The organism is Bacillus sp. EB01, assembly GCF_000613125.1.
Lineage (GTDB): Bacteria > Bacillota > Bacilli > Bacillales > Cytobacillaceae > Bacillus_D.
The window spans coordinates 4514095-4538723 of record NZ_HG964497.1; the positions used below are offsets into that span (position 1 = coordinate 4514095).

Below are 24629 nucleotides of genomic sequence, written 5' to 3' on the forward strand. Positions count from 1 at the left end.
TTGTTCAATCTGTCTCCCTAAACATGCCTACATAATTTATTGTTTTTCCGTTTTCATCCTTAATTGCTCTGATGATCAAATATTCCTGATAAATGTCACCATTTTTTCGCTTGTTCCAAATAAGCCCTTCCCAATGGCCTTTAATTTTGAGGTCTTGCCACATTCTTTTGTAAAATTCAATATCATGTTCACCAGACTGGAGGACGCTTGGGGTTTTTCCATGTACCTCGTCAATCGTGTATCCGGTAATCCTTGTGAAAGCTGGATTGATTTTTAGGATGATTCCATGCGGATCTGTCAATGTGATTCCTTCATTCATGAGGGAAATAATCTCTTCAGAAACGCGCAGCTTTTCATAACTGATTATCCACCAAACAAAGATAAGTGCAGCAAGTGCAAACTGCGACAATACCATGAAACCGAACGTATATTGGTGTGTATACTGATACATTGCACCAACAACTATTGGAGGAAATGTAGCTCCAAGACCGCCAATTGCTGTAACCACGCCATTTACAATACCCGGCTGCTTATAAAAATGAAGCGGCACCAGCTTGAATATTGCTCCACTTCCTAATCCTGAACAAATCGCTACGACTAAACAGCCAAAAGAAAAAATCGGCAGGGATGGAGTAAAGGATAGAAGGACGCCTGAAAGCATTAGACCTAAGAAACTAATCATTAGGATATGCCAGGGATTGAACTTATCAGCGAGCCAGCCACCGACAACACGGGATACAATACTGGTGAATATAAACAAAGCAGTCCTTAAACCTGCATCTATCTCTAGCAAGCTAAAGTTCCTAACCATGAAGATCGGCAAGTACATAGTGAAGGTTAGAAATACCCCAAAGGTAATGAAGTAAAAAAAGCTAAGCAGCCAGAGCCTTTTATTCTTGTATACTTTAAAAAATTGGTCTCTTAAAGGTTCCTCTTCAGTCTTTTCATATTTGTCACCCAATAGGAAGTTTAGCAACGCTAAAAATAGTACTAAATAAAGATAAATTTCTACCGTATCTCTCCAGCCAATTTTTGAAGCAAGAACTGGTGCGATAAAGGCAGTCAAGGCAGTACCGATGGTGCCGATTGCATAAATTCCATTGACCATTCCATGCTTTGTATCCGGAAAATACTTTGGCAAGGATGTTGTTCCCACTGAGAAAACCGCTCCTCCGAAACCTAGAAACAAGCCAGCAGCGAGCAGGGGAAGCACTGAATTGGAATATTGGACGAGCAATATAGGAACAATCAATATGAAGAAACTGACACTAAACAATATTCTTGCCCCAAATCTCCCTGTCAAATATCCGGCAGGCAACCTGAATAGAGACCCAAGAAAAACAGGGAGGGCAATAACCCAAGCTGTTTGAGTTGTAGTTATGTTTAAATCAACCTCAATAAAGGGCATTAATGAGGCAATAATCACCCACACCATAAATCCGCCGATGAGGCTAGCTGTTTGCAAAACTAATTGCCTTACTCCCTGATTCATAAAGATCCCCTTTTTTTAACATACAGCACTTGGGAATGACTGTATTTACTTTTTATAAGCTAACAATAATATAAGTATATTAAATCGGTGTCCAAAAAACCATTAAGTAAATAGAAATATCCAGTTGCAAGCAGATTAGGAAGCCTTAATAAAACACAAATGAATAGTTTCTCTTGGTTTTTTTAAAAGCTGGATTTATGATTATAAAGAAATTGAAGGTGGTATACGATTAGGTATCAATCAAGCCTATGAAAACCGAAAGAGAAAAGATTATAAATTGTTTGGCCACCAAAGGAGTGAAAAAAAGTGATTAATCAGTACGCTGTAATTGGCTTAGGCAGGTTTGGCATGGGGCTTGCGGAAAGTTTAGTTGAAGCAGGACAAGAAGTGATGGGTGTTGATACAAATGCAGAACGGGTTGAGGACGCCCAGGCTCTACTTACACATGCGGTTATTGCTGATTCCACTGACCCGGATGCACTTAAATCAATTGGGATCCGGAACTTCGATACTGTTGTTGTAGCAATAGGAAATGATATTCAGGCGAGTATCCTTAGTGTTCTTCTTTTAAAAGAAGAAGGAGTAAAAAAGGTTATTGCTAAGGCAATCAATAAGCCGCACGGACAGGTGCTGGAAAAGGTTGGGGCAGATTGGGTGATATTCCCTGAACGTGATATGGGGGAACGGGTAGCCCATATGCTGCTTTCCCCTAATGTGTTGAACTTTATCGAATTATCCAAGGATTATAGTGTCGAGGAAATGAAAATCCCTGGTTCAATGACCCATAAAACATTGAGGGACCTGGACCTCCGCGCAAGATTTAATCTAAGTGTCATTGCAATCAGACATGGAAAGAAAATAAATATATCACCTTCTCCTGATGAAGCCATCCTGGAAGGTGATGTCCTTGTCGTAATCGGTGAAAAAAAGGATCTTGAACGATTTGGAAATCTAACATGAAAGAGGAACGGATGCACGTTGGTCCGTTCCTTATTTATATTTAGCATGCTATATATTTCACGACTGTGGTAAACTCTATTATCAAGCGTTTTCTACCTCTAGCTCCAGCGCCTATCGCTTAGCAAACTTCAGGTCTCCTCCCTACGATAAGTCATCATCGATTCGCTTTGCTCTTCGTGGTTCCTTTATCTCAGTCGAATCCCCTCCAGTTTGTACAGCGATGATCAAGGCGCTTGCGCTTTTGCTCTTCCCATTTCCACTTCCTGTAAGGTAAAATATAGGAAAGAAATATATATTTTTTAAAAAGGGGATTGGCAGGGTGATTGATTTAAGAAGCGATACTGTAACAAAACCGACAGAAGAAATGAGGCTTGCTTCCTATAGGGCGGAGGTAGGGGATGATGTATACGGTGAAGACCCGACTGTAAAAAAACTTGAGGAAACAGCGGCGGAAATGCTTGGCAAGGAAGAAGCCCTGTTTGTGACGAGCGGGACGCAAGGAAATCAGCTTGCAATTTTAGTCCATTGCAAACCAGGTCAAGAAATCATCCTTGAAGAGGATTCGCATATTTTTTATTATGAGGCAGCTACTGCATCCGCGCTTGCTGGAGTGCAAACTAGAACAATTAAGGGAAACTTTGGGGCGATGGATCCGGTTCTTGTCGCTGCAGCCATCAGGGAGGACGATATTCACTTTCCAGAGACAGGCTTGATTTGCCTCGAGAATACGCACAACAGAGCAGGAGGAGCAGTCCTTTCTTTAGTACATATGGAAGCCATACATACTGTTGGAAAAACAAACCTGGTACCGGTACATATTGATGGAGCAAGGCTCTTTAATGCGGCAGTGGCACTTGGTGTTCCTATTGCCGATCTTGCCCGCCATTCCGATACATTACAAGTGTGCTTGTCCAAAGGTCTGGGCGCGCCGGTAGGGTCTTTGCTGGCTGGGAGCAGCGAGATTATTAGAAAGGCCAGGAAGTGGCGTAAACGCCTTGGGGGAGGAATGCGTCAGGCGGGAGTCATAGCGGCACCTGGGTTGGTTGCCCTAACACAAATGGTCGATCGACTGGCGGAGGACCATGAAAATGCGAGAGTTCTTGCTGAGGGGATAATGAATATTGCTGGGCTGCGCATTGCCAATAATGTCGAAACGAATATTGTTGTGGCCGATGTAAGCCAGACAGATTTGGACGAAAAGGCGTTTGTAGAGAAACTTAAAGAACAAGGGATCCTTACTGGGTCGGTAGGCTCTGGGCTAATCAGACTTGTTACGAATTATGATGTTAGCAAGGACGATATCCAATCAGCATTGACTTCGATTCAGGGTGTAGTTCGAGCAAAATAAAAAGAATGGATTATAGGGGGATGTTGAGTGTTTGCGAATACCGGTGCTGCGGAAGATAAGAATGTTAAAATGGTTGCTTATACTATTATCCTGTTTATTAGCAGCTTATTTGCTCCATTTATAATTGTTGCTTCAATACAAAGCATGTTCTTCTATAAAAGGGAATATTGGTTTTTTGAAACTCCCGCATCAGCTTATTTGATCTTCATGGGAGGGATGTTTCTAGCTGCGATTGTAATGTCCGCTTATTTGATATTGAATTGGAAGTGGGAACATAAACGATTGCCGTGGATTTTAGCTGGAGGACTTGTTTTATGTATTCCTTTGCTTGCCGCTGGGATTGATCATTATTACTACGCGAATGAAAAAGGTGTTTATTTAAATGAGGCTGCCGGAGTTGGTACAAAGGAATATAAATGGACTAAATTTACGGCGGTAAAGATGGTTTATGTTAAAAGCAATCAGGGCCAGGTGAGCCTTGATAACTATACCTTTACAACTGAGGGCGGGGAAAAGGTTGTACTGAGAAATTCCAATAAATTTTATGATGCCAAGCCGCGGATTGACGAGGTTATTGAAGGACAGGGATTAAAGGTTTCAGACAACTTCGATAATCCGATTATGGAAAAACAATAATCAAAAGAAGCGCCTTCAAAATGAAGTGCGCTTCTTCTATTAAGAAAGGGTCTCGGGTCCTTTAAATATGTCCAACGGTTCTAGGGCAAAGGATTGATCAACATATATAAATGCATCATACCTTTCGGAAATAACCGAAGGAACATAATTACCATAATGCTCGTACTCGGGATTGTAGACAACACCAATTGCGCGATGGCCAATACGCTCGGAAAACAGGTTACGGTTCTCCTCGGTAAATAAAAGCCATTTATTATAGTCGCCAGCCTGGTGCAAAGCATCTTCCCAACTGAAAGCCTGTGCGGGTGGCACGTCCATTTCTTCATAAGGTGAGCCCCAGGCTTCCCCCGCGATGACGGTCCCGCGGTGGGTGCCGAATCCGGTGATGAATACATCCTTCTTTCGATTTTGTTCCCTGACGATCTGGCCCACATTGATCATACCGGCTTCCCTCATATCGGTGGCCCTTGCATCCCCAACATGAGTATTATGCTCCCATATTATAGCGCGGGCGTCGGGACCATGAAATTTCAAAATCGCATTCAAAGCTTCGACCATATGCATATCCCGTGTATTCCAGGATTCAGAATCGCTTAAAACCATTAATCGATAATATTGTTCGGCATTGGCAGCGACAAGCGCGTTCACTTCAAGGCTTAGAGCTGCTTCCGAATCATTTGGGTCTGTTTCAACTGACTTACGGATTCTCGACAATAAGTCAACAACTTCATTTGAGCATCCTTCAGACAGATAACCAGCGGAGATTGCGTACGTTTCATTGTTCCGGTTAAAAGGTTCGAAGCAGGAGAATGCCTTTATGGCAGCCGGCATCTCTGGAGAGTTGATTTTTTTAAGGTACGAGACTACTTCATCCATTGATTCCCACAAACTGTATACATCCAGCCCATAAAATCCTGCTTTCTTTCCTTCCTCCAGATTCTTATTATGCTGTTTCAACCATTCGAGCAGTGATACGATTTCTTTGTTAGCCCACATCCAGGTCGGCCATCTGTGAAATGCTTTTAAAACTTCTTCAGGGCTTCTATTGTCGGTTTGAGATTTTATATAGGAATTTACGGTGTGGCAAGCTGGCCAGTCTCCTTCAACAGCAATAAATGAAAATCCTTTCTCCTGTATCAGCCTCTTTGTGATTTCCGCCCGAAGTGTATAAAACTCTGACGTTCCATGTGAAGCTTCGCCAAGGAGCACAATCCGGGCCTCTCCCATTTTATCAATAAGAGAATTTAGGCCTTCTATATTTTCGAACGGGTGGGACCACTTCTCAATTGATTCCTTTAAGGGTATTTTCATATATACACCTCTTTTGGCATAAATCTGTGTTAATACTTGTTGAAAATCAGCATAGTTTGTCTTTGCCTGCCGAAAGTTCCTTATTTTTATCATCACAATTTGTCAGTACTTGCGCTTGCCTGGGAAATAGATGTAGTAATATTTCCTGTTTTCTCGATTATTTTTCCGTCAGTATCAGGAGAGTAAATTTAATTTCTTAAATGAGTTGTTCGAAAACATTATTCAAGTGTTCAGCTCTGGTATCATCTTGTTCGTCACGGGCATAATTAATTTCCTCTGGCAGGATCGTATTCAGGAATTGAATGTCCTTTTCTGATAAAGAACTTACGAATTCTTCCTCTGATGAATAATTTTTTTCGAGCAAGTCGTAAATACGCTTTCCTTGACCATGTCCTTCAGTATAGTTCGAAACAATTTCCCTTAAGTATTGCAGTGATTGATCCATGTTTTTTCCTCCTTTAATTACTCTTTTCCTATGAGTTCCAATATTGGTTTGACTGCGGAAAGGAGTGTGGGTGCACTGTTGTCCGCGGAAGTGTCACCGTCTCCAATGAATACAGTTTTACAGCCAGCAGCCTTCCCGGCTTCGATGTCCCGCTCGTGATCTCCCACCATAACAGAAGCTTGCAGATCGATGTTATGTTTTTTCGCCAATTCTTCCAGCATCCCAGGGTTTGGTTTTCGGCAAATACAGCCTTCGTGCGGTTTATGAGGACAATAAGCAATATCTAAAATAGCTCCACCCTTTTCCTTAATCAATTCAATTAAATGATCGTGTACCTTTTCCAATTTTTGCTCAGTCATAAACCCAAGGCCAATGCCTCCTTGATTTGTTACGATTAAGACTGGATAGCCTGCTTTTGTAAGTTCAGCTACAGCCTCCGCGGCACCCTCGAGCAAGAATAATTGCTTTGGGGTATTAACAAATTTCACCCGTGTTGTCAAGACTTCATTTAAAACACCATCTCTATCCAGAAATACTGCACTTTTCAATGGCCCACCTCCGCACTCTTTTAATAAAATGCCCTGAAGCGTCCTTAAATATTGGGCAAAGAACTTATAAAGTCTGTTCCTTTTTCAGATTATGTCTAAACAGAATAAGCTGCAATTATATAAAGAAACCAGCAGGAGAGATGTCCACAATGATCAATTACACTATTCCAGTCATTTTCATTCTAGTATCTTATGGACTCCCTTTTGTAAAGCCCGCCATATCTTTTCGAGGTTTGCACATTTTTTTTGCTTTATGAGACACTGTCTCGGTTTTATGCGCACTTTTTAAGTTCTATGTAACACTTCCAAAAATTTATGAAATACAAAATTAGTTTTATCAAGACTTACGGTTAATCATGATCGACCATAAATAAATGGACTAGTCTCCCTATCTTGGGTATTCTAGCGTAACTCATCAGTAAAGCTTGCAATACTTTTCGGGATTTGCACATTTATTGGGCTTTATGAGACACTGTCTTGGTTTTATGCGCACTTTTCAAGTTTTATGTAACACTTCCAAAAATTTATGAAATACAAAATTAAATTTATCAAGACTTACGGTTAATCATTTAAAGTCTCTTAAACGATTCAGACCAATGCCGGCCCCTGGCACCGCTTGTACTATTTTTTTACTTTATTGAATAAAATGGAACATACTTAAGAGCCGGGGAGAACCTAAATGGAAATGATGCGTTTTATAAGGAAGGGTGGATTAGTTTTTGCTGGTGGTGCGATTCAGGGGATTGGCATGGGCCTTTTTTTGTTTCCTCATAGCATTCCTTCGGGAGGGGCTGGCGGCCTTGCAGTCCTGTTGCATTACTTTCTCCACTTAGATATGGGAATTGCCCTTTGGGCCGTCAATTTCTCTATGCTAGTATTGGCAATCAAATACCTCGGCAATGAAAGTACGATTTGGACAATGGTTTCCATTACAGTGACGTCAGCATCGATATATGTTAGTCAAAAAACAATAGACATCCCATTTCGGAATGTCTGGTTAGACTTACTGATTGGCTCACTCTTTCTCGGAGTGGGAGTCGGCCTGCTTTTAAGGCAGGGGGTCTCAAATGGAGGAGTTGGAGTCCTTGCTCTTATTATTTCAAATATAAAAGGAATCTTACCTGGGAAACCGTTGTTTTGGATAAATGGCTGCATCTTTATCCTGACAGCCTCAATCATTGCTTGGGAGATCATTATTCAGGCATTGATCAGCCAGTGGATTTCAGCAAAGATTATCGATATCGTCTTCAAAGTCCGTCTTTATAGTGCGTATTCACTTGCATTTAGGAAAAAGTAATCCCTGGGCTTATACATAATTGTAACGGAAGGAGAATTTGCTTTTATCCTTTTTGTCATCATTACTGGACTTGACATGGATAAGCAGCAAACATAATAGACCTACTATCAATGTTAAGGAAGCAATTGTGAGAAACATTCCCGTTCTGGACCATTCTATGAGCCGAGTAAAAATAGGCGGTCCGATGGCTACGCCAATAAATCTTACTGATCCATATAGCGAGGTTACAAATCCACGCCGTTCTTTTCCAACCGACCCAGTAATTAAACTGTTCAGGCATGGCAGCACAAGGCCAGTTCCCACGCTGCTTAGTACCAGTACGATTAGGAAAGGAATTAATTTTTCGAAGAAAACGAGCAAAGAATACGAGACAGTCATTAATAATAATCCTAAGACGATAAGCCTTTTCATAGCCGTAGTATTTTTTCCTATCTTGCTGCCGGTAATGTAGGATGTTATGCCCATCACCAATAAAGGGATAGCTAGGACAAGCCCTTTCATCACTCCGTCAAGTTTATATTGCTTTTCAAGTACATCTGATAGGTAAAAAAGGATGCCGAAAAGTGTAAACAAGCAAGTAGCACCTGCTAAATAGGTTGTTAAAAGCCAGCGTCCCTCAAACTTGAATACACTTGCAAGGCCTCTCATATACTTCCCAAATGGTGGCGGTGCTTGCCGATGGCTTTTTTCTTTAATGAAAAATAACGTTAGCAATATGGATATTGCACATATAGCCGGGAAGGCAAAAAAGACTGCAAACCAGGTGATAAGACCGAATAGCGAGCCCAATATAGGAGAGAGAACCTTTCCCAGTCCATTGGAAGCCTCAACAATTCCGAGAACCCTGCTTTGCTGTCCACCCTTAAAAAGATCTCCAGTCAAGGCCATTGCAATTGGGGCTGTCCCTGCTGCACCAATCCCCTGAAAGACCCTGCCGACAAGAATCCATATATACGGGTCGTCTAAAGCTGATGAAGCGAAACCGGCTAGAAGCCCCCCAAGTCCGTAAAGAAGCAACGCAGGCAAAATGATGATTTTCCTTGAATAGCGGTCTGAAAGGTAGCCAAGGATCGGAATAAAGATAGCAGCCGCAATCGAAAAAACTGTAATAGTAAGGCTCGCTTGCAGTTGTGATAATCCCAGCTCGGTTTTCATCTGGGGCAATATAGGGATAAGCATTGAATTCCCCAGTGTCATAATCAATGGGATTGAACCGATCGCGGCAACTGTCATGCCGTTATTTTTTTTTGTCACCGGGATTCACTTCCTTAAAATCAATTATTTTAAGTTTAATGGAGGCAGAATTAGCCATCCTTTTTGCTTCATGATTTCAGCGAGCTTATCGGCATATTCAGCCTTTTGTGTCAGGAAATCGCCAAACATGGAACGAATATCTTCCCTGATTGCAAGGCTCATTATATAACTTGCCAACACGTTGCTTCCTCCAATATCCCTGGAAAGGAGGGCGGCAATTTCAGGGTCATTGAAGCGTGCTCCTGCAGGGATGTCCTCTGCAGATACATTTGGTCTATCCGGAGGAGCAGGGGGGAGACGGATGCCATTTTCTTTTAGTACTGCTTCAACCTGCTGTTCTTCCTGTTTAACGCAATTTTCCATCAAATCTTCAATAAAAACCTTTAAATCATGGTCCCCTGAATGATTAGAGAACACCTGCAAGGCGACCAGGTATGCCTTTGTCCCAAGAAGATGTGACCATAGATGAAAAACTTCCCCTGCATGGAGGGGTTCATCCTGGGGGTTGCCACTCATGATTCCCATTCAATTCACTCCATTCTTAAAATCATGTGATTAGTCTTCGTTTAACTGAAAAGAAAATTACGTACCATTTCTTGGTATAGAACAAATGCGGAAGCGCCTTCATGGCAGGCATGGAGCCGCCTGCTCTTCTATGTTAATTCAAAAGGTGCTTTCCTTTGTGTTTGCGATGATTATTCTCAGAAGTACTATTCTCAGAAGTTTTTTCAACTATTGCCAAAATAAAAAAGGCGGCATTTTTGCCCCCCTTAACTTTTCACGCCATATAAAATACAGCCAACTCCAGCAAATACCCAAAACATTTTTATTAGTGATACCTTTTCTACTATACCTATTAATCCAATGGTAGTTGTAGACAAAAGAATAATTGGACCTATTAAGGCAAGGGAACTATTAATCAAAAGTGCCTTTTCGATTGCATTGAATTTAATCATCAGGAGGGCGGCAAAAATTTCTATCCCTCCGGATACGAGGCGCAGCAACGCCATGGCCAGAACCGTTTTTTCAATTACTGTAAACATAACGCCCTCCATTTTCTATGTCTCTACACTATATGCACAAACCTTTGAGACAAGCACCCGCCTTTGGATAAAAAAACATATTAAGGATACATTAGGAACGATAAAAATGACTATCTTGCATACGTGGGGTTAGGTATATGAAACTTAGAAGAAACAAGCCGATAAGTAAAAAGGAAATATTGAATGAGGAAACGTCAAAGCCAATAAGCAAGGAGTATCAAGAAAATATAGAAACCCTAAAGCGTCTCTTTAAAGATTGTTCGGACATAGTGTTTAGGGAATTTCGAACAGGTGATAGGCAATCGTGTTTAATCTTTGTGGATGGCCTCATTGATTCTCCAAGCATACAGCTCCATGCCATTAAACAGCTTTTGGACAGCAGTGACCTAAATAACCTGACAGCTAAATATGTAATGGATGAAATTGTTTCGATTAACTCAGTAAAAGAAACGGATTCATTGGATGACTCTGTTAAGAAAGTACTCGCCGGAAATACAATCCTAATTATTGAAGGATTAGAAAAAGCACTGTCATTTGATTCGAAGGGCGGGGCCAGGAGAAGTGTTGCCGAGCCTGAAAGTGAAACAGCTGTCCGTGGGCCGCGTGAAGGTTTTACAGAAAGCTTAAGGGTGAACACGTCGCTTGTCAGGCATAAAATCCGTTCTAATCGGCTCAAAATCATTTCGAAGGAAATTGGAGAAGAAACTGCCACAGGGGTTGCTGTGTTGTATATTGAAGGGCTCGCTGCTCCTGAGCTTGTTAAAGAAGTGGAATCAAGGCTTGATCGGATCAAAATTGACGGGATTCTCGAAAGCGGCTATATAGAAGAGTTTATTGAAGATAATCCATGGAGCCCGTTTCCACAAATTCAAAATACTGAAAGACCGGACACGGTTGCGGCAAACCTATTGGAAGGCAGGATTGCAATTATTGTTGACGGGACACCGTTTGTTTTAATCCTGCCAGTAGTGTTCTGGCAATTTCTGCAGGCAAGCGAGGATTATTACAATCGCTTCCATATTTCCGTTTTTCTTCGGCTCATCAGGGTTATTTTTATTGTAATTGCTCTTGAGCTACCAGCTTTATATATTGCCGTTACAACTTTCCATCAGGAAATGATACCTACTAATTTGTTATTTAGTTTTGCTGCCAGCAGGGAGGCTATCCCATTTCCGGCTTTTATCGAGGCTATGATCATGGAGCTTTCTTTTGAGGCATTGCGAGAGGCCGGGATTCGACTCCCGAAAATAGTTGGACAGGCGGTAAGTATCCTTGGGGCACTAGTCATCGGCCAGTCTGCAGTTGAAGCAGGGATTGTCTCCGCCCCCATGGTAATCATTGTGTCCATAACAGGGATTGCATCATTTACAATTCCACGTTTTAACTTAGCAATTTCTATTCGATTGCTGCGGTTTCCTTTAATGATTCTGGCTGGTATGTTTGGCCTTTTTGGTATCGTGATCGGATCAATGATTATTTTTACTCATCTTTGTAATTTGAGATCATTCGGTGTACCATACTTTTCACCGTTTGCACCCTTGTCCTTCAAGGAGTTAAAGGACGTTTTTCTGAGGGCTCCATGGTGGGCAAACGATTTGAGGCCTAAACAATTTGTTAAGGAAAATCGTGTTAGAGAAGCATCAAATTTAAAACCTACGCCAGGAAAATTGGGTGAAGAAGGAGGAACTTCATGAGCAGGTTGAAACTCCTTTATTCAATCATATGTACAGTCGTTCTTACTGGCTGCTGGGATCGTACTGAAATCAATGACATGGCGTTTGTTATTGCTACTGGTGTAGATAAGGGAGAGAAGGATAACTACAGTGTCTCGGCGCAGATACCCCTTCCGAGTGCAATGGGGGGAGCTGGATCGAGCGGCGGCGGTGGAGGAACCACTGGAGGACCATACTTTGTGATAATGGGCAAGGGAAGAAGCATTAAGGAAAGCTATGATGATATGCAAATCAGAATGTCAAGGGAGCTTTACCTCGCTCACCGCCGAGTAATCGTCATAGGTGAAGATATGGCCCGAGAAGGAATTCGCCAGCCGATTGAAACAATCCTTCTGCAGCCGCAATCAAGGCTTTCTACCTTTTTAGTGATTTCCAAAGGGAAAGCATTCGATATGTTGTCAACCCAGCCTAAAATGGAAAAGCTTCCTGGGGAGGCAATACGTGAAATGGCGAAAAGTAACCTTGGAATGACTATAAAAGATGTAATCCTTGATATCGAACGCCCTGGCAAGGTGGCCGTTGTACCAGTTATTAGTACTGCTGATGAAAAGGGTTCAGCAAAAGAAGGCAAGGAAATTATTATGCAGGATTATGCTGTTTTCTGGCGGGATAGGATGAAATTTATAACAAATAAAAAGGAATCTTTAGGAATTCTTTGGCTTTTTGAAAAAATGGATACAAAAGCAATCACATTCCCAGTCCAGCCTGGCAGACATATGAGCCTTCAAATAATCGAAAGCAGATTCAGGCCAATCTATGCCTTGAAGAAGGGAAAGCCTAGCTTCACTATCCGCATAGAGGCTGCAAGTATATTAATGGACAATGATTCAAATATAGAGTTGGATGATGCCAAAACGTACGGACATATTAAAAAAATGTTGGAAAAAGAAATAAAAGGGCAAGTCGAGGCAATTCTTAATCGTGCACATAAAGAGAAAGCTGATGTTGCAGGGCTGGGATGGTACCTATATAAATCACACCATTCTAGATGGGATTCTGAATGGAAAGAAAATTGGTATGAAAAGCTTCCAGAACTGGATTTTACCGTTCAGGTCGACTGCGACATTCAGAGAATGAGTAATTCAGGTCTTCAAGTAAAGGAATGACGTTATGGGTAAAGGGTTAGCTTTATTAGGAATTGTCCTAATAGTGTATTGCATTGTGGTTGCCAGGACAAATACGGTAGATAAGAATCTTAAAAAGTGGGCTTTCCTTGCAGCTTTGCTAGCAGGAGGTCTTTCGGTGTTCATATTCATGGACATCTCATTTGACGGATTTTCTGTGTTACTTAATAGAACAGTGGGTGATTTTACAAGAATGGTGGTGAAAAAATGAAATTATCTATATCTGTTCTTCAGCTTTCGTTAATCACCGCTAATTTTGTTTTTACCTCAACCTTAATCAATATGTACCAAATAGCGGTTGATATAGGGGGACAAAATACGTGGACTGTCCCCCTTATCATTTTTCCGGTCCAAGTTGTGCTCATATGGGTCATTGTAGGCAAAAAGGCGAATTGGGAAAGATATTGCAAAGTTTTTGCTAACGTTTCGGAAAGGAAAACGAAATGGACGGAAAAATTATTTGCCGTTTTGTTCCTGCTATTTATCGCGTTAGTTTTTATAAAGGATTTAAGAGCACTGATTGATTTTATGGCAACCAAATTGCTGCCAACCACTCCACTCGAAATTTTGACTTTCCTGACTATCCTGACGTTAATTTATATTGTCGCATCAGGTTTTGAAGTTATTGTACGCGTTTCTTCGGTTAGTTTTGTTTTTTTGACGGTAGTAGTCCTAAGCATACCGTTTATGCTTTTAAATGAAATTGAGTTAGGGAATATACAGCCGATCCTGGCAATGGAAATGCTGCCGCCAATGGCTAAATCGATATATATTCAATTCGGCTGGACAGCTGAATTCGTGTTCATACTGTTTGTTTTCCTGTTTATCCATCCAGTAAAAGAGGCAAGGAAAGGCCTTATTTCAGGGGTAGCATTAGGTTTTGCCCTAATGATTATCCTGCTATTTACTGAAGTGGCGGTACTAGGGGTCAAGCTCGTGTCAATTTCGGTGTACCCGACTATTACACTTATTCAACAAATCAATATTACTGATTTTCTCGATAGGCTTGATTTATTTTTGGTGACTTTGTGGATGCCGACAATTTTGTCAAAAATAGCCTTGTCACTTTATTTGGTCAATAGATGTCTAAGAGTAATAATCGGAAAAAGCACAGATATATTTTTGGTTCCTCTATCCTTGATAATGGGCATTTTAACCATTCTTCTTTTTAGCAACAATGTTGAACATTTGAATTTTTCCTTTTTCACATGGCCGACCCTGGGGCTGGCACTAGAGTTAGTATTAATTCTTCTGTTCCTCTTAATTAAGAGACAAGCCATTAAGAAATGGAAACCTTCAGAAAATAAAACGTAAGAAGGCCTGCAATCGCAGGCTTTTTTGTGTGATAAAGGAGACGCTCAGGACTTAAAGTAATAATACAATGCCAAGCTTCTAAAACAGTATATTTCTATGAGGGAAGGGATCGAGAATTCCTAAATGTCTTTCCAATAAGAACTTTTAATTTGGATTAGGCAATTTAACGAATTTTAGCCAGAAGTCCCCTTCCTCAAAAATCCGAAAGAGATTTTAGGTGGGGGATGAATGGTGTGAGTTTTCTGTTTTGGTATAAAAATAAAAACGGTTAAAAATATAGCTACCACAAGACAAACATACGTTCTATTTGGTAAAATATTCTTACATAGTATGTTCGCTCAAACATGGACAAGGGAGGTGAAAAGATGGCTACCGACAAGAATGGAAACTATATAAAAGGTACCAAAAAAGAACTGCCTGAAGGTTAGGTTACGTATGGCTTTCGCTATACAATTTTTCCGGCTGAGGAAGATAGAAGAGTATTAGAACGCTCTTTCGGATGCGAACGAAAGGTATACAACGAGTATGTAGCTGGACTCTACGAACACTTGGAGAAAATCGGGTTTCAAGGCGGCTATATTCAATATAAGACGCCTAACTACACCACCATCACTCAGAAATATGAATTTCTCGATAAATCCAACGATTCGTTTGTTTACAATGATGCGAAAATCCGTTTTCAGGCTGCGGTAAAGAAATATAATGATGGATTCGCCAAAAAGTCGATGCAGTACAAAAAAGCGGTCCGGAAAAAGATGCGAACGACTGGTTATGTTCCGACTCTGCGAGACATGAAAGGCCTCCCCAAATTCCACAGCAAGAAGCAAGGAAAGTTCAGCTACACCACCAATCAAACGAATGGAAATATTAAAATCGTCCAACGTAACGACCAATCCCTGCTATGTATCCCGAAGTTTCGTAATGGAATCCCGATTGCCATGCATCGTGAGTTACCTAAAGAAGCGGTTATCAAGAAGGCGACCATTAAACGGGAAGGAAATCGCTATATGGTATAACTGTCTGTGGATTTTCCAATGAAACAAGAGCCTTTACGGAGTAACATCATGGCTGATGAAGTGCTGGCTTTGGATTATAGCCAAACTGATTTATACATGGATAGCGAGGGGGGTAAAGACGGGTATCCCAGGTACCATAAGATCATTGAAAAGCGCCAAAGACGGTTGAACAAGTCATTGGCCAGGAAAAGGAATAAAGCCCTGGTCGATTCAGAGGGCAGGATTCTTTACTCAACTACTTATCAAAACATGCTTAAGAACTATCAAAAAACCATGGCCAAGGCAAAAAACCAACGGAAAGATTTTCTCCACAAAAGAAGCAATCAGATAACCAATGATTATGCCGCTATTGTGGTGGAAGACCTGGATTTGAGCAATTTGGCACAATGCCTGTCCCTGGGCAAGAAATTGCACGACAACGGGTTCGGCATGTTCCGAACCATGTTGGAGTATAAAGCGAAGAAAAAAGGAAAGCATCTTATCTTCGCAGATAAATTCTTTCCTTCCACAAAACTATGCAGTGAATGCAATTCAAAAAAGGAAACAGTAAAACTCTCAGAGAGAGTGTATGTGTGCGAGCATTGCCGCACAAAAATGGATAGAGACTATAATGCGGCCAGAAACCTAAAACAGTACGGAATCAGGAAACTGTCGGATTTAGGTTTTATGGCTGGGGTACCAGTGCCCGTATAGGCTGTATCCATTTTCAGTAGTGGCAGGGACGCCACGAATTCAAGGCTAGTGACATAAGGCGTTAGTCTTGTGGATGACCTAGCAATAAAAGAAAAAGGTGAAAGCCTTTGGAAGCCCCCACTTCAAATTTCGTAGAAAATAAGTGGTGGGTAGTTCACTCAGGGACAGGAACCTATCTGTCATTTTTTCATAGGTTAAAACAGGTCGACAATTGCCTAAAACCTACAGAAAAGGACGGATAGCCCAAATGAAACTAAACGTTGCAAAACCATGGTATATTATGGTGATTTCCCTATTTGCTGTTGTTACTTTTTTATCTGGCTGCTCTTCAGAAGAGAAGAAAGAAAGCTCCAAGCAAGAACTTACTACAGTTAAAATTGGCTACCAGAAAAACGGCCCACTTGTTATCCTTAAATCCCTAGGTACTTTAGAAAAACGACTCTCTAAAAAAGGAATTACAGTTGAATGGAAGGAATTCCAGGCGGGTCCCGCTTTGGTCGAGGCTCTGAATGCCGGCAGCATTGATTTTGGCCGGACGGGTGATTCCCCTCCTATTTTTGCACAGGCTGCCGATGCCCCTTTTGTTTATATTGCAGCCGGAAAGCCGAAATTCAAGGGAAGCAAAATCCTCGTCCAAGAAATCTCACCAATTAAAACCATCGCGGATTTAAAAGGAAAAACTATCGGATTTGCTAAAGGCTCCAGTTCCCACTACTTATTGATAAAAGCATTGGAGAACGCCGGACTAAAATACTCAGATATTACTCCGGCATTTCTTGCCCCGGGTGACGGCAGGGTAGCTTTTGAAAAAGGGAATATTGATGCCTGGGTTGTTTGGGATCCATTCACTTCATCTGCGGAAGTGAATTCAAAAGCAAGAACATTAACAGATGGTGAAGGACTGACAACAGATAGAGACTTCCTTCTTGCTAGCACGGAATTTGCGAAACACAAGGATATTGTAGCCGAGATTGTTGATGAAATTAAGAAATCATCTGATTGGGCAAACACTCATCACCAGGAGCTGGTAGATATGCTCGCGCCCATTTTGAAAATCGATAAACCATCACTTGATATGGCTGTTAAAAGAAGGGTTTACGGGGTAGACGAAATGACGGATCTTATTGTGGGTGAGCAGCAGGCAATAGCCGACACATTTTACGAACTTAAAATCATCCCTAAAGAAATTGATGTAACCGAGGCGTTGCAAAAGTAAAGAAAGGGGGCATTCCTATGAGGAATGTGTCTAAACGATTTATTAATCAAACCGTCCCCTGGGTATTCCCGTTGCTCCTTCTAAGTGTCTGGCAGGTATTATCATCGAAAGGCTTGATTCCATCAAGGATACTCCCTGCCCCTACTTCTGTTTTTAAAGCGGGTATAGAGCTTTTTGAATCTGGAGAACTGGCAAATCACATTTCTGTTAGCCTGGGCAGAGCGGTGATAGGTTTTTTAATCGGAGGAACCATTGGTTTTTTCCTGGGACTTTTCAACGGTATTTTTAGGATGTCCGAACTTCTGTTTGATACGTCCATACAAATGCTAAGGACGATCCCTCACCTTGCTATGATTCCGCTCGTAATTTTATGGTTTGGGATAGATGAATCCTCAAAAATATTTTTAGTCTCTCTTGGTGTCCTTTTCCCAGTGTACATCAATACGTATCATGGAATAAAATCAGTCGATAAAGGTCTGATTGAAATGGGAAAGGCTTACGGGCTTAAGGGGGTATCCTTATTTTCTTCCATTATCTTTCCTGGCGCCCTCTCCTCAATCCTCGTAGGAATCAGGTTTTCACTGGGCGTTATGTGGCTGACCCTTATCGTCGCTGAAACTATTTCCGCCCATTCGGGGATTGGATATATGGCTATGAATGCCAGGGAGTTTTATCAAATGGATGTAATTGTTTTAAGTATTGTAATCTATGCCCTGTTTGGGAAATTATCTGATGTAATCGCACGAACACTTGAGGAAAAATGGCTAAAGTGGAATGCCTAAGCTTACCGTTAAAGGGGTGTTGGGTAATGATATATGGAAAAATACCTTATGTCAGCATACAAGCTATCAAGAAATCATATGGGAACAGGATTGTACTGGATGGAATTAGCCTTGATGCGCAACAGGGTGAGTTTATTTCAATAGTGGGAAAAAGCGGCTGTGGCAAAAGCACCTTACTTAGGCTTGTCGCTGGACTTGAGAATGCTAAGGAAGGATCTATTTTTATTAAAGGAAAGAAGCTGGAGGGTCTGAATCATCAAGCAAGAATCATGTTCCAGGATGGAAGGCTGCTTCCTTGGAAAAATGTGCTCGAAAATATAGGAATAGGGTTATCTGGCGAATGGAAATCGAAAGCTATTGATGCGTTGCGAAATGTTGGACTTGAGGAAAGACAAAGCGACTGGCCATCGAGATTATCCGGAGGACAAAAGCAGCGTGTTGCTCTTGCGAGGGCGCTTGTGCATGAACCTGATATTCTTCTTCTGGATGAGCCATTGGGAGCTTTGGATGCTCTAACCAGGCTCGAAATGCAGGATTTAATTGAAGGGCTTTGGAAGAAGAAGAATTTCACATCCATTCTTGTAACACATGATGTGGAGGAAGCTGTAGCCATTTCTGACAGAGTTATTCTAATCGAATCAGGAAAAATTGTCATGAATAGATTGATTGATCTGCCACGGCCAAGGCAGCGTACGCAAAAAGCCTTCCAAACACATGTAGAAGGATTCTTGAACCAGCCAATGAAGGTGAATTAAAACTTGTTAGCAAATAGGGGAAACGTTTGGCGGTACACTGTACCGTCTTTGTTTTTTTCTTGTTCTTAAATTCAAGGAAGTTTATACTAAGGAAGGTGATATAAAGCAGATAACAAATTGCTATCAAGTGCTAGCAAAGTGATAAAGGAGAATACATATGGCGGGAGAGCGGATTCAACTCAATGTAAGAATTACAAAGGAAACATCGGACAAGCTTGACGAAATCGTTGAATATTATCAAGAAAACCTTAAACTTGGCCGAATTTATAAAGGTGATGTTTTGACCGATATTATTGAAAAGTCCTTTGAGGTAATGAATAAGCAAAAAAGCAGGCAGCGGTAGAAAATTAATCATCGAGTTTTGGCACCAATCATTAAAAATAGAACCTAAAATGGCAATTAAGAAGCAGTATGAATTGATTCTGACGGCAGGATAATAAAAAAGGAATCTTTTCTGATTCCAAATCGCCGGAAGGAAGTGTAGCGAATGAATTTCCGTATGATTGGTTCGTTCTTAAGCAACATTGCAAGCGGAAGACAGAACAAAAGGGTGTTCTGGGCTTCACTTATTGGCCTGGGAATGAGTACTGCCGCTATGGGATTAAGAAGGACGCGTTTCCGTAACGTACTCCCTAAAATCCAGCATACGGCACAACGGTACCTTCCAGCATCCAGAGGCAATATCGCAATGGCCGAATTTTCATCGGAGCTATTTACAGGCAATACTTCCAGTCAACAAAAAAACCGGAAACGTTAAGCATCAAGGCCGCATTTATTGCGGCTTTTTTGCCTAAATTCTAAATATAGCTTACTGCCTTTTAACATGGGGTAAAATGGTACATACAGTTTGTGAATGAATTTATAAAGTGTGGTGGGAAGTTGGTACAGGATCATATTAGAAAAAATCTCGACATCTTATTCGTTGGCTTTAATCCGAGCCTTCTTTCTGGAGAAACGGGACATCATTTTGCCAGCCCGAATAATCGGTTTTGGAAAATCCTCTTTGAAGCAGGAATTACCCCAAGAAAATACAGTCCCCAGGAAGATGTTCTTTTGCCGGAAATAGGACTCGGCATTACGAATATTGTGGCCAGGCCTACTAAGGCAGCCGATGAAATTACCAGGGAGGAATATATAGAAGGCAGAGAAATTCTTAGGGAAAAAATCCGGGTTAATCATCCTCGTATTGTGTGTTATGTAGGTAAGGGCGTATACCAGGAGTTCAGCCGGAAGAAAAGTCTGCCATGGGGAGTGCAAGAGGAAAGTGTGGTCCCAGGAACAATTGATTTTGTAGCTCCGTCATCAAGCGGCCTGGTCAGGATGAAATTGAGTGAGATTGTTGAGATTTATAAGGAATTACCTGCTTTAAGAGAGCAGTATAGAAAATAAAAATGGCGCCCAGCTAGTGAGCGCCAGCCACTTCCGTCCGAACTGGTTAAGTGTCCCGCAACAAGCGATGTTCGGAAGGGGCAATTTCATTGTAGCATCTCTATGCTTTTTTTCAAAGTGGATTAACAAATTTTAGGTTCGTATCATTTCATTCTTTTTAAAAGAAATGGTATAGTATGGTGTATCCGAATAATAAGGAGTTGTAAAAATGTCAAAAAAAGGCGTAATTACTATGCAAAACGGCGAGAAGATTGAGTTTGATCTTTTCCCGAATGAAGCACCTGGGACAGTCGAAAACTTTGAAACACTTGCAAATAAAGGCTTTTATAATGGCTTGACTTTCCACCGGGTGATCCCTGGTTTCGTTAGCCAAGGTGGCGACCCTAATGGAAATGGTACTGGCGGACCAGGTTATACGATTAAATGCGAAACCGAAGGAAATCCGCACCGCCACACTGCAGGAGCATTCTCTATGGCCCATGCAGGCCGTGATACAGGCGGAAGCCAATTCTTTATCGTCCACGAACCACAGCCGCATCTTGACGGAGTACATACTGTTTTCGGACAAGTGACTTCCGGCCTTGAAACAGTTAAAGCCATGAAGAATGGCGATGTTATGGAAAAAGTAGAAGTTTTCGACGCGTAAGGTACTATACAACGACCGGGCTTGCCGCTATATAGGCAGGCCCCTTTTTGTCATAACAGAAATATTCTGTAACGAAGGCGCTTGCGCTTTTCTTGTCTAGCTCCAGCGCCTGCCCAAGGCGCATGCACTTTTCTTGTAGGGGGAATTTATCTTGAAATTGGTTTCATGGAATGTAAATGGTATTAGAGCGTGTGTTAATAAAGGGTTTCTGGAATATTTCAGGGAGGTGGATGCGGATATTTTTTGCATCCAGGAAACAAAATGCCAAGAGGGCCAAATTGAGTTGGAGCTTGAGGGATATCATCAATACTGGAACTTTGCCGAGAAGAAAGGCTATTCCGGGACTGCTGTTTTTACAAAACAAAAGCCTTTAAATGTCCGTTATGGACTTGGTGATGATGAGAGTGAGCCTGAAGGACGAATCATCACTCTAGAATTTGAAGATTTCTTTCTCGTTAACGTGTACACCCCGAACTCCCAGCGTGACCTGGCCAGGCTGCCGTTCCGCCTCGAATGGGAGGATCGCATAAAAGCCCACCTCCTTGCACTTAATGCTATAAAACCTGTAGTCAAGTGCGGAGATTTAAATGTTGCGCATTCCGAAATTGACCTTAGGAATCCAAAAACAAATGTCGGGAATTCCGGCTTTACGCCTGAAGAACGTGGGAAGATGTCCAGCCTGCTTGAGGCGGGCTTTATTGACAGCTTCCGTTATTTTTTTCCTGAAGAAGAGGGAGCCTACACCTGGTGGTCGTATATGAGCAAGGTCAGAGAAAGAAATATTGGGTGGCGTATTGACTATTTCCTCGTCTCCAAAGATTTTGAGCATAGACTGAAGGATGCGAAAATTGATTGTTATATAATGGGAAGCGACCATTGTCCGATTATATTGGAGTTAACTTAAGGCTGATTAAAGGCTGTGTTATAGATATTATTAATCTTTAGCAGAGTTGATTGATACTCAGTAGGCAGTAGGGTATAAACCTTTAGGGAGGGGAGACGGATGAATATAGTCTGGCTAAGAAAGGATTTACGGCTTACGGACAATCTTTTGTTTGCCATGGCGTCAAAAAGAGGAGAAACACTCCCCCTTTTTATTATTGAGCCATCTGTCTGGGGTACCGGACCTCTGTCTTCAAGGCACTTTTCCTTTCTCATAGAGAGCCTTGATGATCTTTCACTAAAACTGGAAGAAATCGGCGGGCACCTGTATGTTGCGATAGGTGAAGCGGAGGAGGTTTTCCAGCTCCTCTTGGATGCATATGGTTCTTACACAGTGTGGCTGTATAACGACTCAAAGCTGAAACACCTCTTTGAATGGTTTAAGGATAAACAAATCGACATCAAAATTCCGATTTCCTTGCCGGGTGAACTCTACAAAGCGACCTCTAAAAAAAGGTGGATATCTATTATCGGTACGCTAAATGAGCATGCCCCGCCGGAAAAATTATATTCGCCTCAGGAAATACCAGATTGGCTACTAGAAAGTACTGCCAGGTTTCGCTCTTATCCCATTAAAGGGGAACCTCTCCGCTTTGGACAATCAGGAGGAGAAACGAATGCATTTGAGACACTGAATTCCTTTATTGATGAAAGAGTAAGGAAGTATAGTGAAGGCATAAGTAATCCTTTAAAAGCATCTCTCTACTCAAGTGGATTATCCGCATATTTGTCCTGGGGTAATGTTTCTTTGAAAACAGTAGTGCTAAGAACACTTGAAGCATTGCCCGCAGCTTCAGAATCGGAGGTTAAAGAATATCAATTCTTCTTGGACAAGCTGTACAAGCGATTCCTACTGGTTGAAAAAGAAACTTCTGTAACTCTGTATGAGGATCCACTTTTAAAAGAAAGAAGGAAGTTGGACCAAGCCACTTTGAATAAAGTCTTTGATGGCAAGGCGGGAATTCCGATTATTGACGCTTCTATGCTTTGTCTGATGAAATCCGGATGGCTCCCTGAAGGTTTGAGAAGGCTATTGGTATCATTCCTTTGCAATACGCTGCTGCTTGAGCCGCAACTAGTTAAAGAGAAGCTGGCAGGACTAATGCTGGATTATGAGCCTGCAATGTACGATATTCTATTTCAGGATTGTCTTGCCTTGCCAGGAAAGGTAAAAGCAAAAATCCTTGATCCTGTACGGGAAGGGAAAAAAATTGACCAAGAGGGCCAATTTATCGCGAGGTATGTTCCTCAGCTCGGTAACCTGCCTACACGTTACATGCATGAACCGTGGAAGTATCCCGGCTTTTATACTATCGGTTATCATGTGCCAATTATAGATTGCATTAAAGCTTCCAGGAAAAACAAATCTATAATTTTCGAAATAGAAAAAGCTGCAGGCATGGTAAAACCGGATAAGATGGCAAATGATTCAGAACAACTCACATTGGATATTTAATTTCACATATATGTTTTCTGCAAAACAAGGCCTTAACGTAGGCCTTGTTTTTAATTTAGGCTGTGTTAAAGAAAAAGTTGTTTTTTAACAGAGTGATTAGCATATACAAAAGGATTGCCTCAAAAGCCTCTATTTCTTCCAAGGAAATCCCCAAAAACAGTAAATTAATCATGTAAAAAAACCTATAAGTCTACTTTTTTACTAATTAGACACAAATAAGTGTGTTTAATTATTCCCTTTTTTCGTTCAATGTAATATACTAATTGAGAAAAGATGTAACACATTTAACGCTGTGTTAAACAAGTGTGTTGATTTCCGCTACTGGAGCTTCGCTTTCCGTGGGGCGGGCGGTGAGCCTCCTCGTCGCTTTGCTCCTGCGGGGTCTCAACTGTCCCGCTGTTCCCACAGGACATTGAATAATCGTCCCTGAAAAAGCACCGCAGGAGAAAATGCGTTTTTTGCATTTTCGAACGAGTCTTCGCGCCTTTCGCTCCAATCAACATTGCTTAAAAAATTTACAATTATCATTAACACAGCCTTCTTTTAAAACACACATTTATTTCGGCGCCAAAGGAGGGAGTTTTTATTAAACTGTCCAAACGGCAGAAGGATATCATCGAAATTGTTAAGAATTCAGGGCCTATCACTGGCAAGCAAATTGCTGACAAGCTTTCATTGTCCCGTGCAGCTCTGAGGCCGGACCTTGCTATCCTTACAATGGCGGGAAACCTGGAAGCACGCCCGAGGGTTGGCTATTTTCTTAACAGTGAAACACCAGACAGTGGCGTAATTCGAAATCAAATTTCCCAAAAGGTTTCGGATTATAAGGCACATCCAATTGTGATTCAAAAATCGGCCTCAGTCTATGACGCAATCGTCCAGCTGTTCCTGGAGGATGTGGGGACTTTATACGTTGTGGATGAAGATAATCATTTAACGGGTGTCATTTCCAGAAAGGACTTGCTGAGAGCTTCAATTGGAAATCGGAGCCCGGAAGAATTGCCTGTAAGCATTATCATGACGAGGATGCCCAATGTTGTCACTATACAGCCGGAAGAAACCTTGATTGAGGCGGCAAGAAAAATGATTACCTATCAAATTGACTCCCTTCCTGTTGTAAAAGCTTCTGGTGTTGATATAGCTACATATACGGTAATTGGAAGGATTACAAAAACCACCATAACAAAAGCATTCCTGGAACTGTCCGGGCAATAAAAACGCAAGGAGTG

General features: G+C 41.5%; 27 protein-coding genes and 1 pseudogene. 21 read left to right on the forward strand and 7 right to left on the reverse strand.

From position 1 onward, the window contains the following. Positions 1 to 4: 4 nt before the first annotated feature. A complete protein-coding gene (locus tag TY16_RS21185; RefSeq protein WP_043933756.1) occupies positions 5 to 1492 on the reverse strand; it encodes an MFS transporter in 1488 nt (495 codons plus the stop codon). Positions 1493 to 1798: 306 nt separating this feature from the next. Here TY16_RS21185 and TY16_RS21190 point away from each other — a divergent pair, with 306 nt between their 5' ends. The 3 genes from TY16_RS21190 (at position 1799) to TY16_RS21200 (ending at position 4436) form a co-directional block, all read left to right on the forward strand. After that, positions 1799 to 2452 (forward strand): potassium channel family protein, encoded by a 654-nt coding sequence (locus TY16_RS21190; RefSeq protein ID WP_081773066.1) that lies wholly within the window; start codon positions 1799 to 1801, stop codon positions 2450 to 2452. A gap of 319 nt (positions 2453 to 2771) precedes the next feature. After that, positions 2772 to 3800 (forward strand): low-specificity L-threonine aldolase, encoded by a 1029-nt coding sequence (gene ltaE / locus TY16_RS21195; protein ID WP_043933757.1) that lies wholly within the window; start codon positions 2772 to 2774, stop codon positions 3798 to 3800. Between the two features lie 27 nt (positions 3801 to 3827). Next, a complete protein-coding gene (locus TY16_RS21200) occupies positions 3828 to 4436 on the forward strand; it encodes a hypothetical protein (RefSeq protein WP_043933758.1) in 609 nt (202 codons plus the stop codon). A gap of 39 nt (positions 4437 to 4475) precedes the next feature. Here the strand turns inward: TY16_RS21200 and TY16_RS21205 are convergent, their stop codons facing one another. From TY16_RS21205 to TY16_RS21215, 3 genes are all read right to left on the reverse strand, one after another. Beyond that, complete coding sequence (locus tag TY16_RS21205; protein ID WP_043933759.1) at positions 4476 to 5747, reverse strand: erythromycin esterase family protein; 1272 nt, start codon at positions 5745 to 5747, stop codon at positions 4476 to 4478. A 196-nt stretch (positions 5748 to 5943) separates the two neighbouring features. Continuing rightward, positions 5944 to 6192, reverse strand: coding sequence for a sigma-G-dependent sporulation-specific acid-soluble spore protein CsgA (locus tag TY16_RS21210; protein ID WP_043933760.1), 249 nt, complete (start codon positions 6190 to 6192; stop codon positions 5944 to 5946). 17 nt (positions 6193 to 6209) lie between these two features. Continuing rightward, a complete protein-coding gene (locus TY16_RS21215) occupies positions 6210 to 6740 on the reverse strand; it encodes a D-glycero-alpha-D-manno-heptose-1,7-bisphosphate 7-phosphatase (protein WP_043933761.1) in 531 nt (176 codons plus the stop codon). A gap of 679 nt (positions 6741 to 7419) precedes the next feature. Between TY16_RS21215 and TY16_RS21220 the strand changes: the two genes are divergently transcribed. Continuing rightward, the gene (locus TY16_RS21220) at positions 7420 to 8037 is read left to right on the forward strand and encodes a YitT family protein (RefSeq protein WP_331281068.1); all 618 of its coding nucleotides are present in this window, start codon (positions 7420 to 7422) and stop codon (positions 8035 to 8037) included. Positions 8038 to 8046: 9 nt separating this feature from the next. On the opposite strand, the gene TY16_RS21225 is transcribed toward TY16_RS21220, so the two are convergent. From TY16_RS21225 to TY16_RS21235, 3 genes are all read right to left on the reverse strand, one after another. Continuing rightward, the gene (locus tag TY16_RS21225; protein WP_231505721.1) at positions 8047 to 9297 is read right to left on the reverse strand and encodes an MFS transporter; all 1251 of its coding nucleotides are present in this window, start codon (positions 9295 to 9297) and stop codon (positions 8047 to 8049) included. Positions 9298 to 9315: 18 nt separating this feature from the next. Continuing rightward, on the reverse strand, positions 9316 to 9816 hold the full coding sequence (locus tag TY16_RS21230; protein WP_043933763.1) for a DUF3231 family protein: 501 nt from the start codon (positions 9814 to 9816) through the stop codon (positions 9316 to 9318). A 245-nt stretch (positions 9817 to 10061) separates the two neighbouring features. Continuing rightward, complete coding sequence (locus TY16_RS21235; protein ID WP_043933764.1) at positions 10062 to 10334, reverse strand: YqhV family protein; 273 nt, start codon at positions 10332 to 10334, stop codon at positions 10062 to 10064. A gap of 137 nt (positions 10335 to 10471) precedes the next feature. Between TY16_RS21235 and TY16_RS21240 the strand changes: the two genes are divergently transcribed. The 17 genes and pseudogenes from TY16_RS21240 to TY16_RS21315 all read left to right on the forward strand — a co-directional run bounded on the left by TY16_RS21240 (position 10472) and on the right by TY16_RS21315 (position 24615). Next, positions 10472 to 12028, forward strand: coding sequence for a spore germination protein (locus tag TY16_RS21240; protein ID WP_043933765.1), 1557 nt, complete (start codon positions 10472 to 10474; stop codon positions 12026 to 12028). After that, the gene (locus tag TY16_RS21245; RefSeq protein WP_043933766.1) at positions 12025 to 13173 is read left to right on the forward strand and encodes a Ger(x)C family spore germination protein; all 1149 of its coding nucleotides are present in this window, start codon (positions 12025 to 12027) and stop codon (positions 13171 to 13173) included. The genes TY16_RS21240 and TY16_RS21245 overlap by 4 nt, the downstream gene beginning before the upstream one ends. A 4-nt stretch (positions 13174 to 13177) precedes the next feature. Then, positions 13178 to 13402 carry a hypothetical protein gene (locus tag TY16_RS21250; protein ID WP_043933767.1) on the forward strand — a complete coding sequence of 75 codons (225 nt, stop codon included), beginning with the start codon at positions 13178 to 13180 and terminating at the stop codon, positions 13400 to 13402. After that, positions 13399 to 14505 carry a GerAB/ArcD/ProY family transporter gene (locus tag TY16_RS21255; RefSeq protein WP_043933768.1) on the forward strand — a complete coding sequence of 369 codons (1107 nt, stop codon included), beginning with the start codon at positions 13399 to 13401 and terminating at the stop codon, positions 14503 to 14505. Before TY16_RS21250 ends, TY16_RS21255 begins: the two co-directional genes overlap by 4 nt. A gap of 449 nt (positions 14506 to 14954) precedes the next feature. Then, positions 14955 to 15026 (forward strand): annotated as a pseudogene (locus tag TY16_RS27345) (helix-turn-helix domain-containing protein); the annotation flags it as partial. Between the two features lie 27 nt (positions 15027 to 15053). Further along, positions 15054 to 15521 carry a hypothetical protein gene (locus tag TY16_RS21260; RefSeq protein WP_043933769.1) on the forward strand — a complete coding sequence of 156 codons (468 nt, stop codon included), beginning with the start codon at positions 15054 to 15056 and terminating at the stop codon, positions 15519 to 15521. Between the two features lie 18 nt (positions 15522 to 15539). After that, complete coding sequence (locus tag TY16_RS21265; protein ID WP_081773067.1) at positions 15540 to 16214, forward strand: RNA-guided endonuclease InsQ/TnpB family protein; 675 nt, start codon at positions 15540 to 15542, stop codon at positions 16212 to 16214. A gap of 247 nt (positions 16215 to 16461) precedes the next feature. Then, positions 16462 to 17430: a sulfonate ABC transporter substrate-binding protein gene (locus tag TY16_RS21270; protein ID WP_043933771.1), complete on the forward strand. Its 969-nt coding sequence runs from the start codon at positions 16462 to 16464 to the stop codon at positions 17428 to 17430. A 17-nt stretch (positions 17431 to 17447) separates the two neighbouring features. Next, positions 17448 to 18212, forward strand: a complete 765-nt coding sequence (ssuC, locus tag TY16_RS21275) for an aliphatic sulfonate ABC transporter permease SsuC (protein WP_043933772.1) — start codon at positions 17448 to 17450, stop codon at positions 18210 to 18212. 26 nt (positions 18213 to 18238) lie between these two features. After that, a complete protein-coding gene (locus TY16_RS21280) occupies positions 18239 to 18967 on the forward strand; it encodes an ATP-binding cassette domain-containing protein (RefSeq protein ID WP_043933773.1) in 729 nt (242 codons plus the stop codon). Positions 18968 to 19124: 157 nt separating this feature from the next. Then, positions 19125 to 19310: a hypothetical protein gene (locus tag TY16_RS21285; protein WP_043933774.1), complete on the forward strand. Its 186-nt coding sequence runs from the start codon at positions 19125 to 19127 to the stop codon at positions 19308 to 19310. Between the two features lie 144 nt (positions 19311 to 19454). Then, complete coding sequence (locus TY16_RS21290; RefSeq protein WP_043933775.1) at positions 19455 to 19724, forward strand: hypothetical protein; 270 nt, start codon at positions 19455 to 19457, stop codon at positions 19722 to 19724. A 122-nt stretch (positions 19725 to 19846) separates the two neighbouring features. Then, positions 19847 to 20356: a mismatch-specific DNA-glycosylase gene (locus TY16_RS21295; RefSeq protein WP_043933776.1), complete on the forward strand. Its 510-nt coding sequence runs from the start codon at positions 19847 to 19849 to the stop codon at positions 20354 to 20356. A 208-nt stretch (positions 20357 to 20564) separates the two neighbouring features. Beyond that, entirely contained in the window at positions 20565 to 21002 is a 438-nt protein-coding gene (locus TY16_RS21300) for a peptidylprolyl isomerase (RefSeq protein ID WP_043933777.1), read from the forward strand. A 151-nt stretch (positions 21003 to 21153) separates the two neighbouring features. Continuing rightward, positions 21154 to 21906, forward strand: coding sequence for an exodeoxyribonuclease III (locus TY16_RS21305; protein WP_043933778.1), 753 nt, complete (start codon positions 21154 to 21156; stop codon positions 21904 to 21906). A gap of 99 nt (positions 21907 to 22005) precedes the next feature. Then, positions 22006 to 23400 (forward strand): FAD-binding domain-containing protein, encoded by a 1395-nt coding sequence (locus TY16_RS21310; RefSeq protein WP_043933779.1) that lies wholly within the window; start codon positions 22006 to 22008, stop codon positions 23398 to 23400. A gap of 591 nt (positions 23401 to 23991) precedes the next feature. Beyond that, positions 23992 to 24615 carry a helix-turn-helix transcriptional regulator gene (locus TY16_RS21315; RefSeq protein ID WP_043933780.1) on the forward strand — a complete coding sequence of 208 codons (624 nt, stop codon included), beginning with the start codon at positions 23992 to 23994 and terminating at the stop codon, positions 24613 to 24615. Positions 24616 to 24629 lie beyond the last annotated feature (14 nt).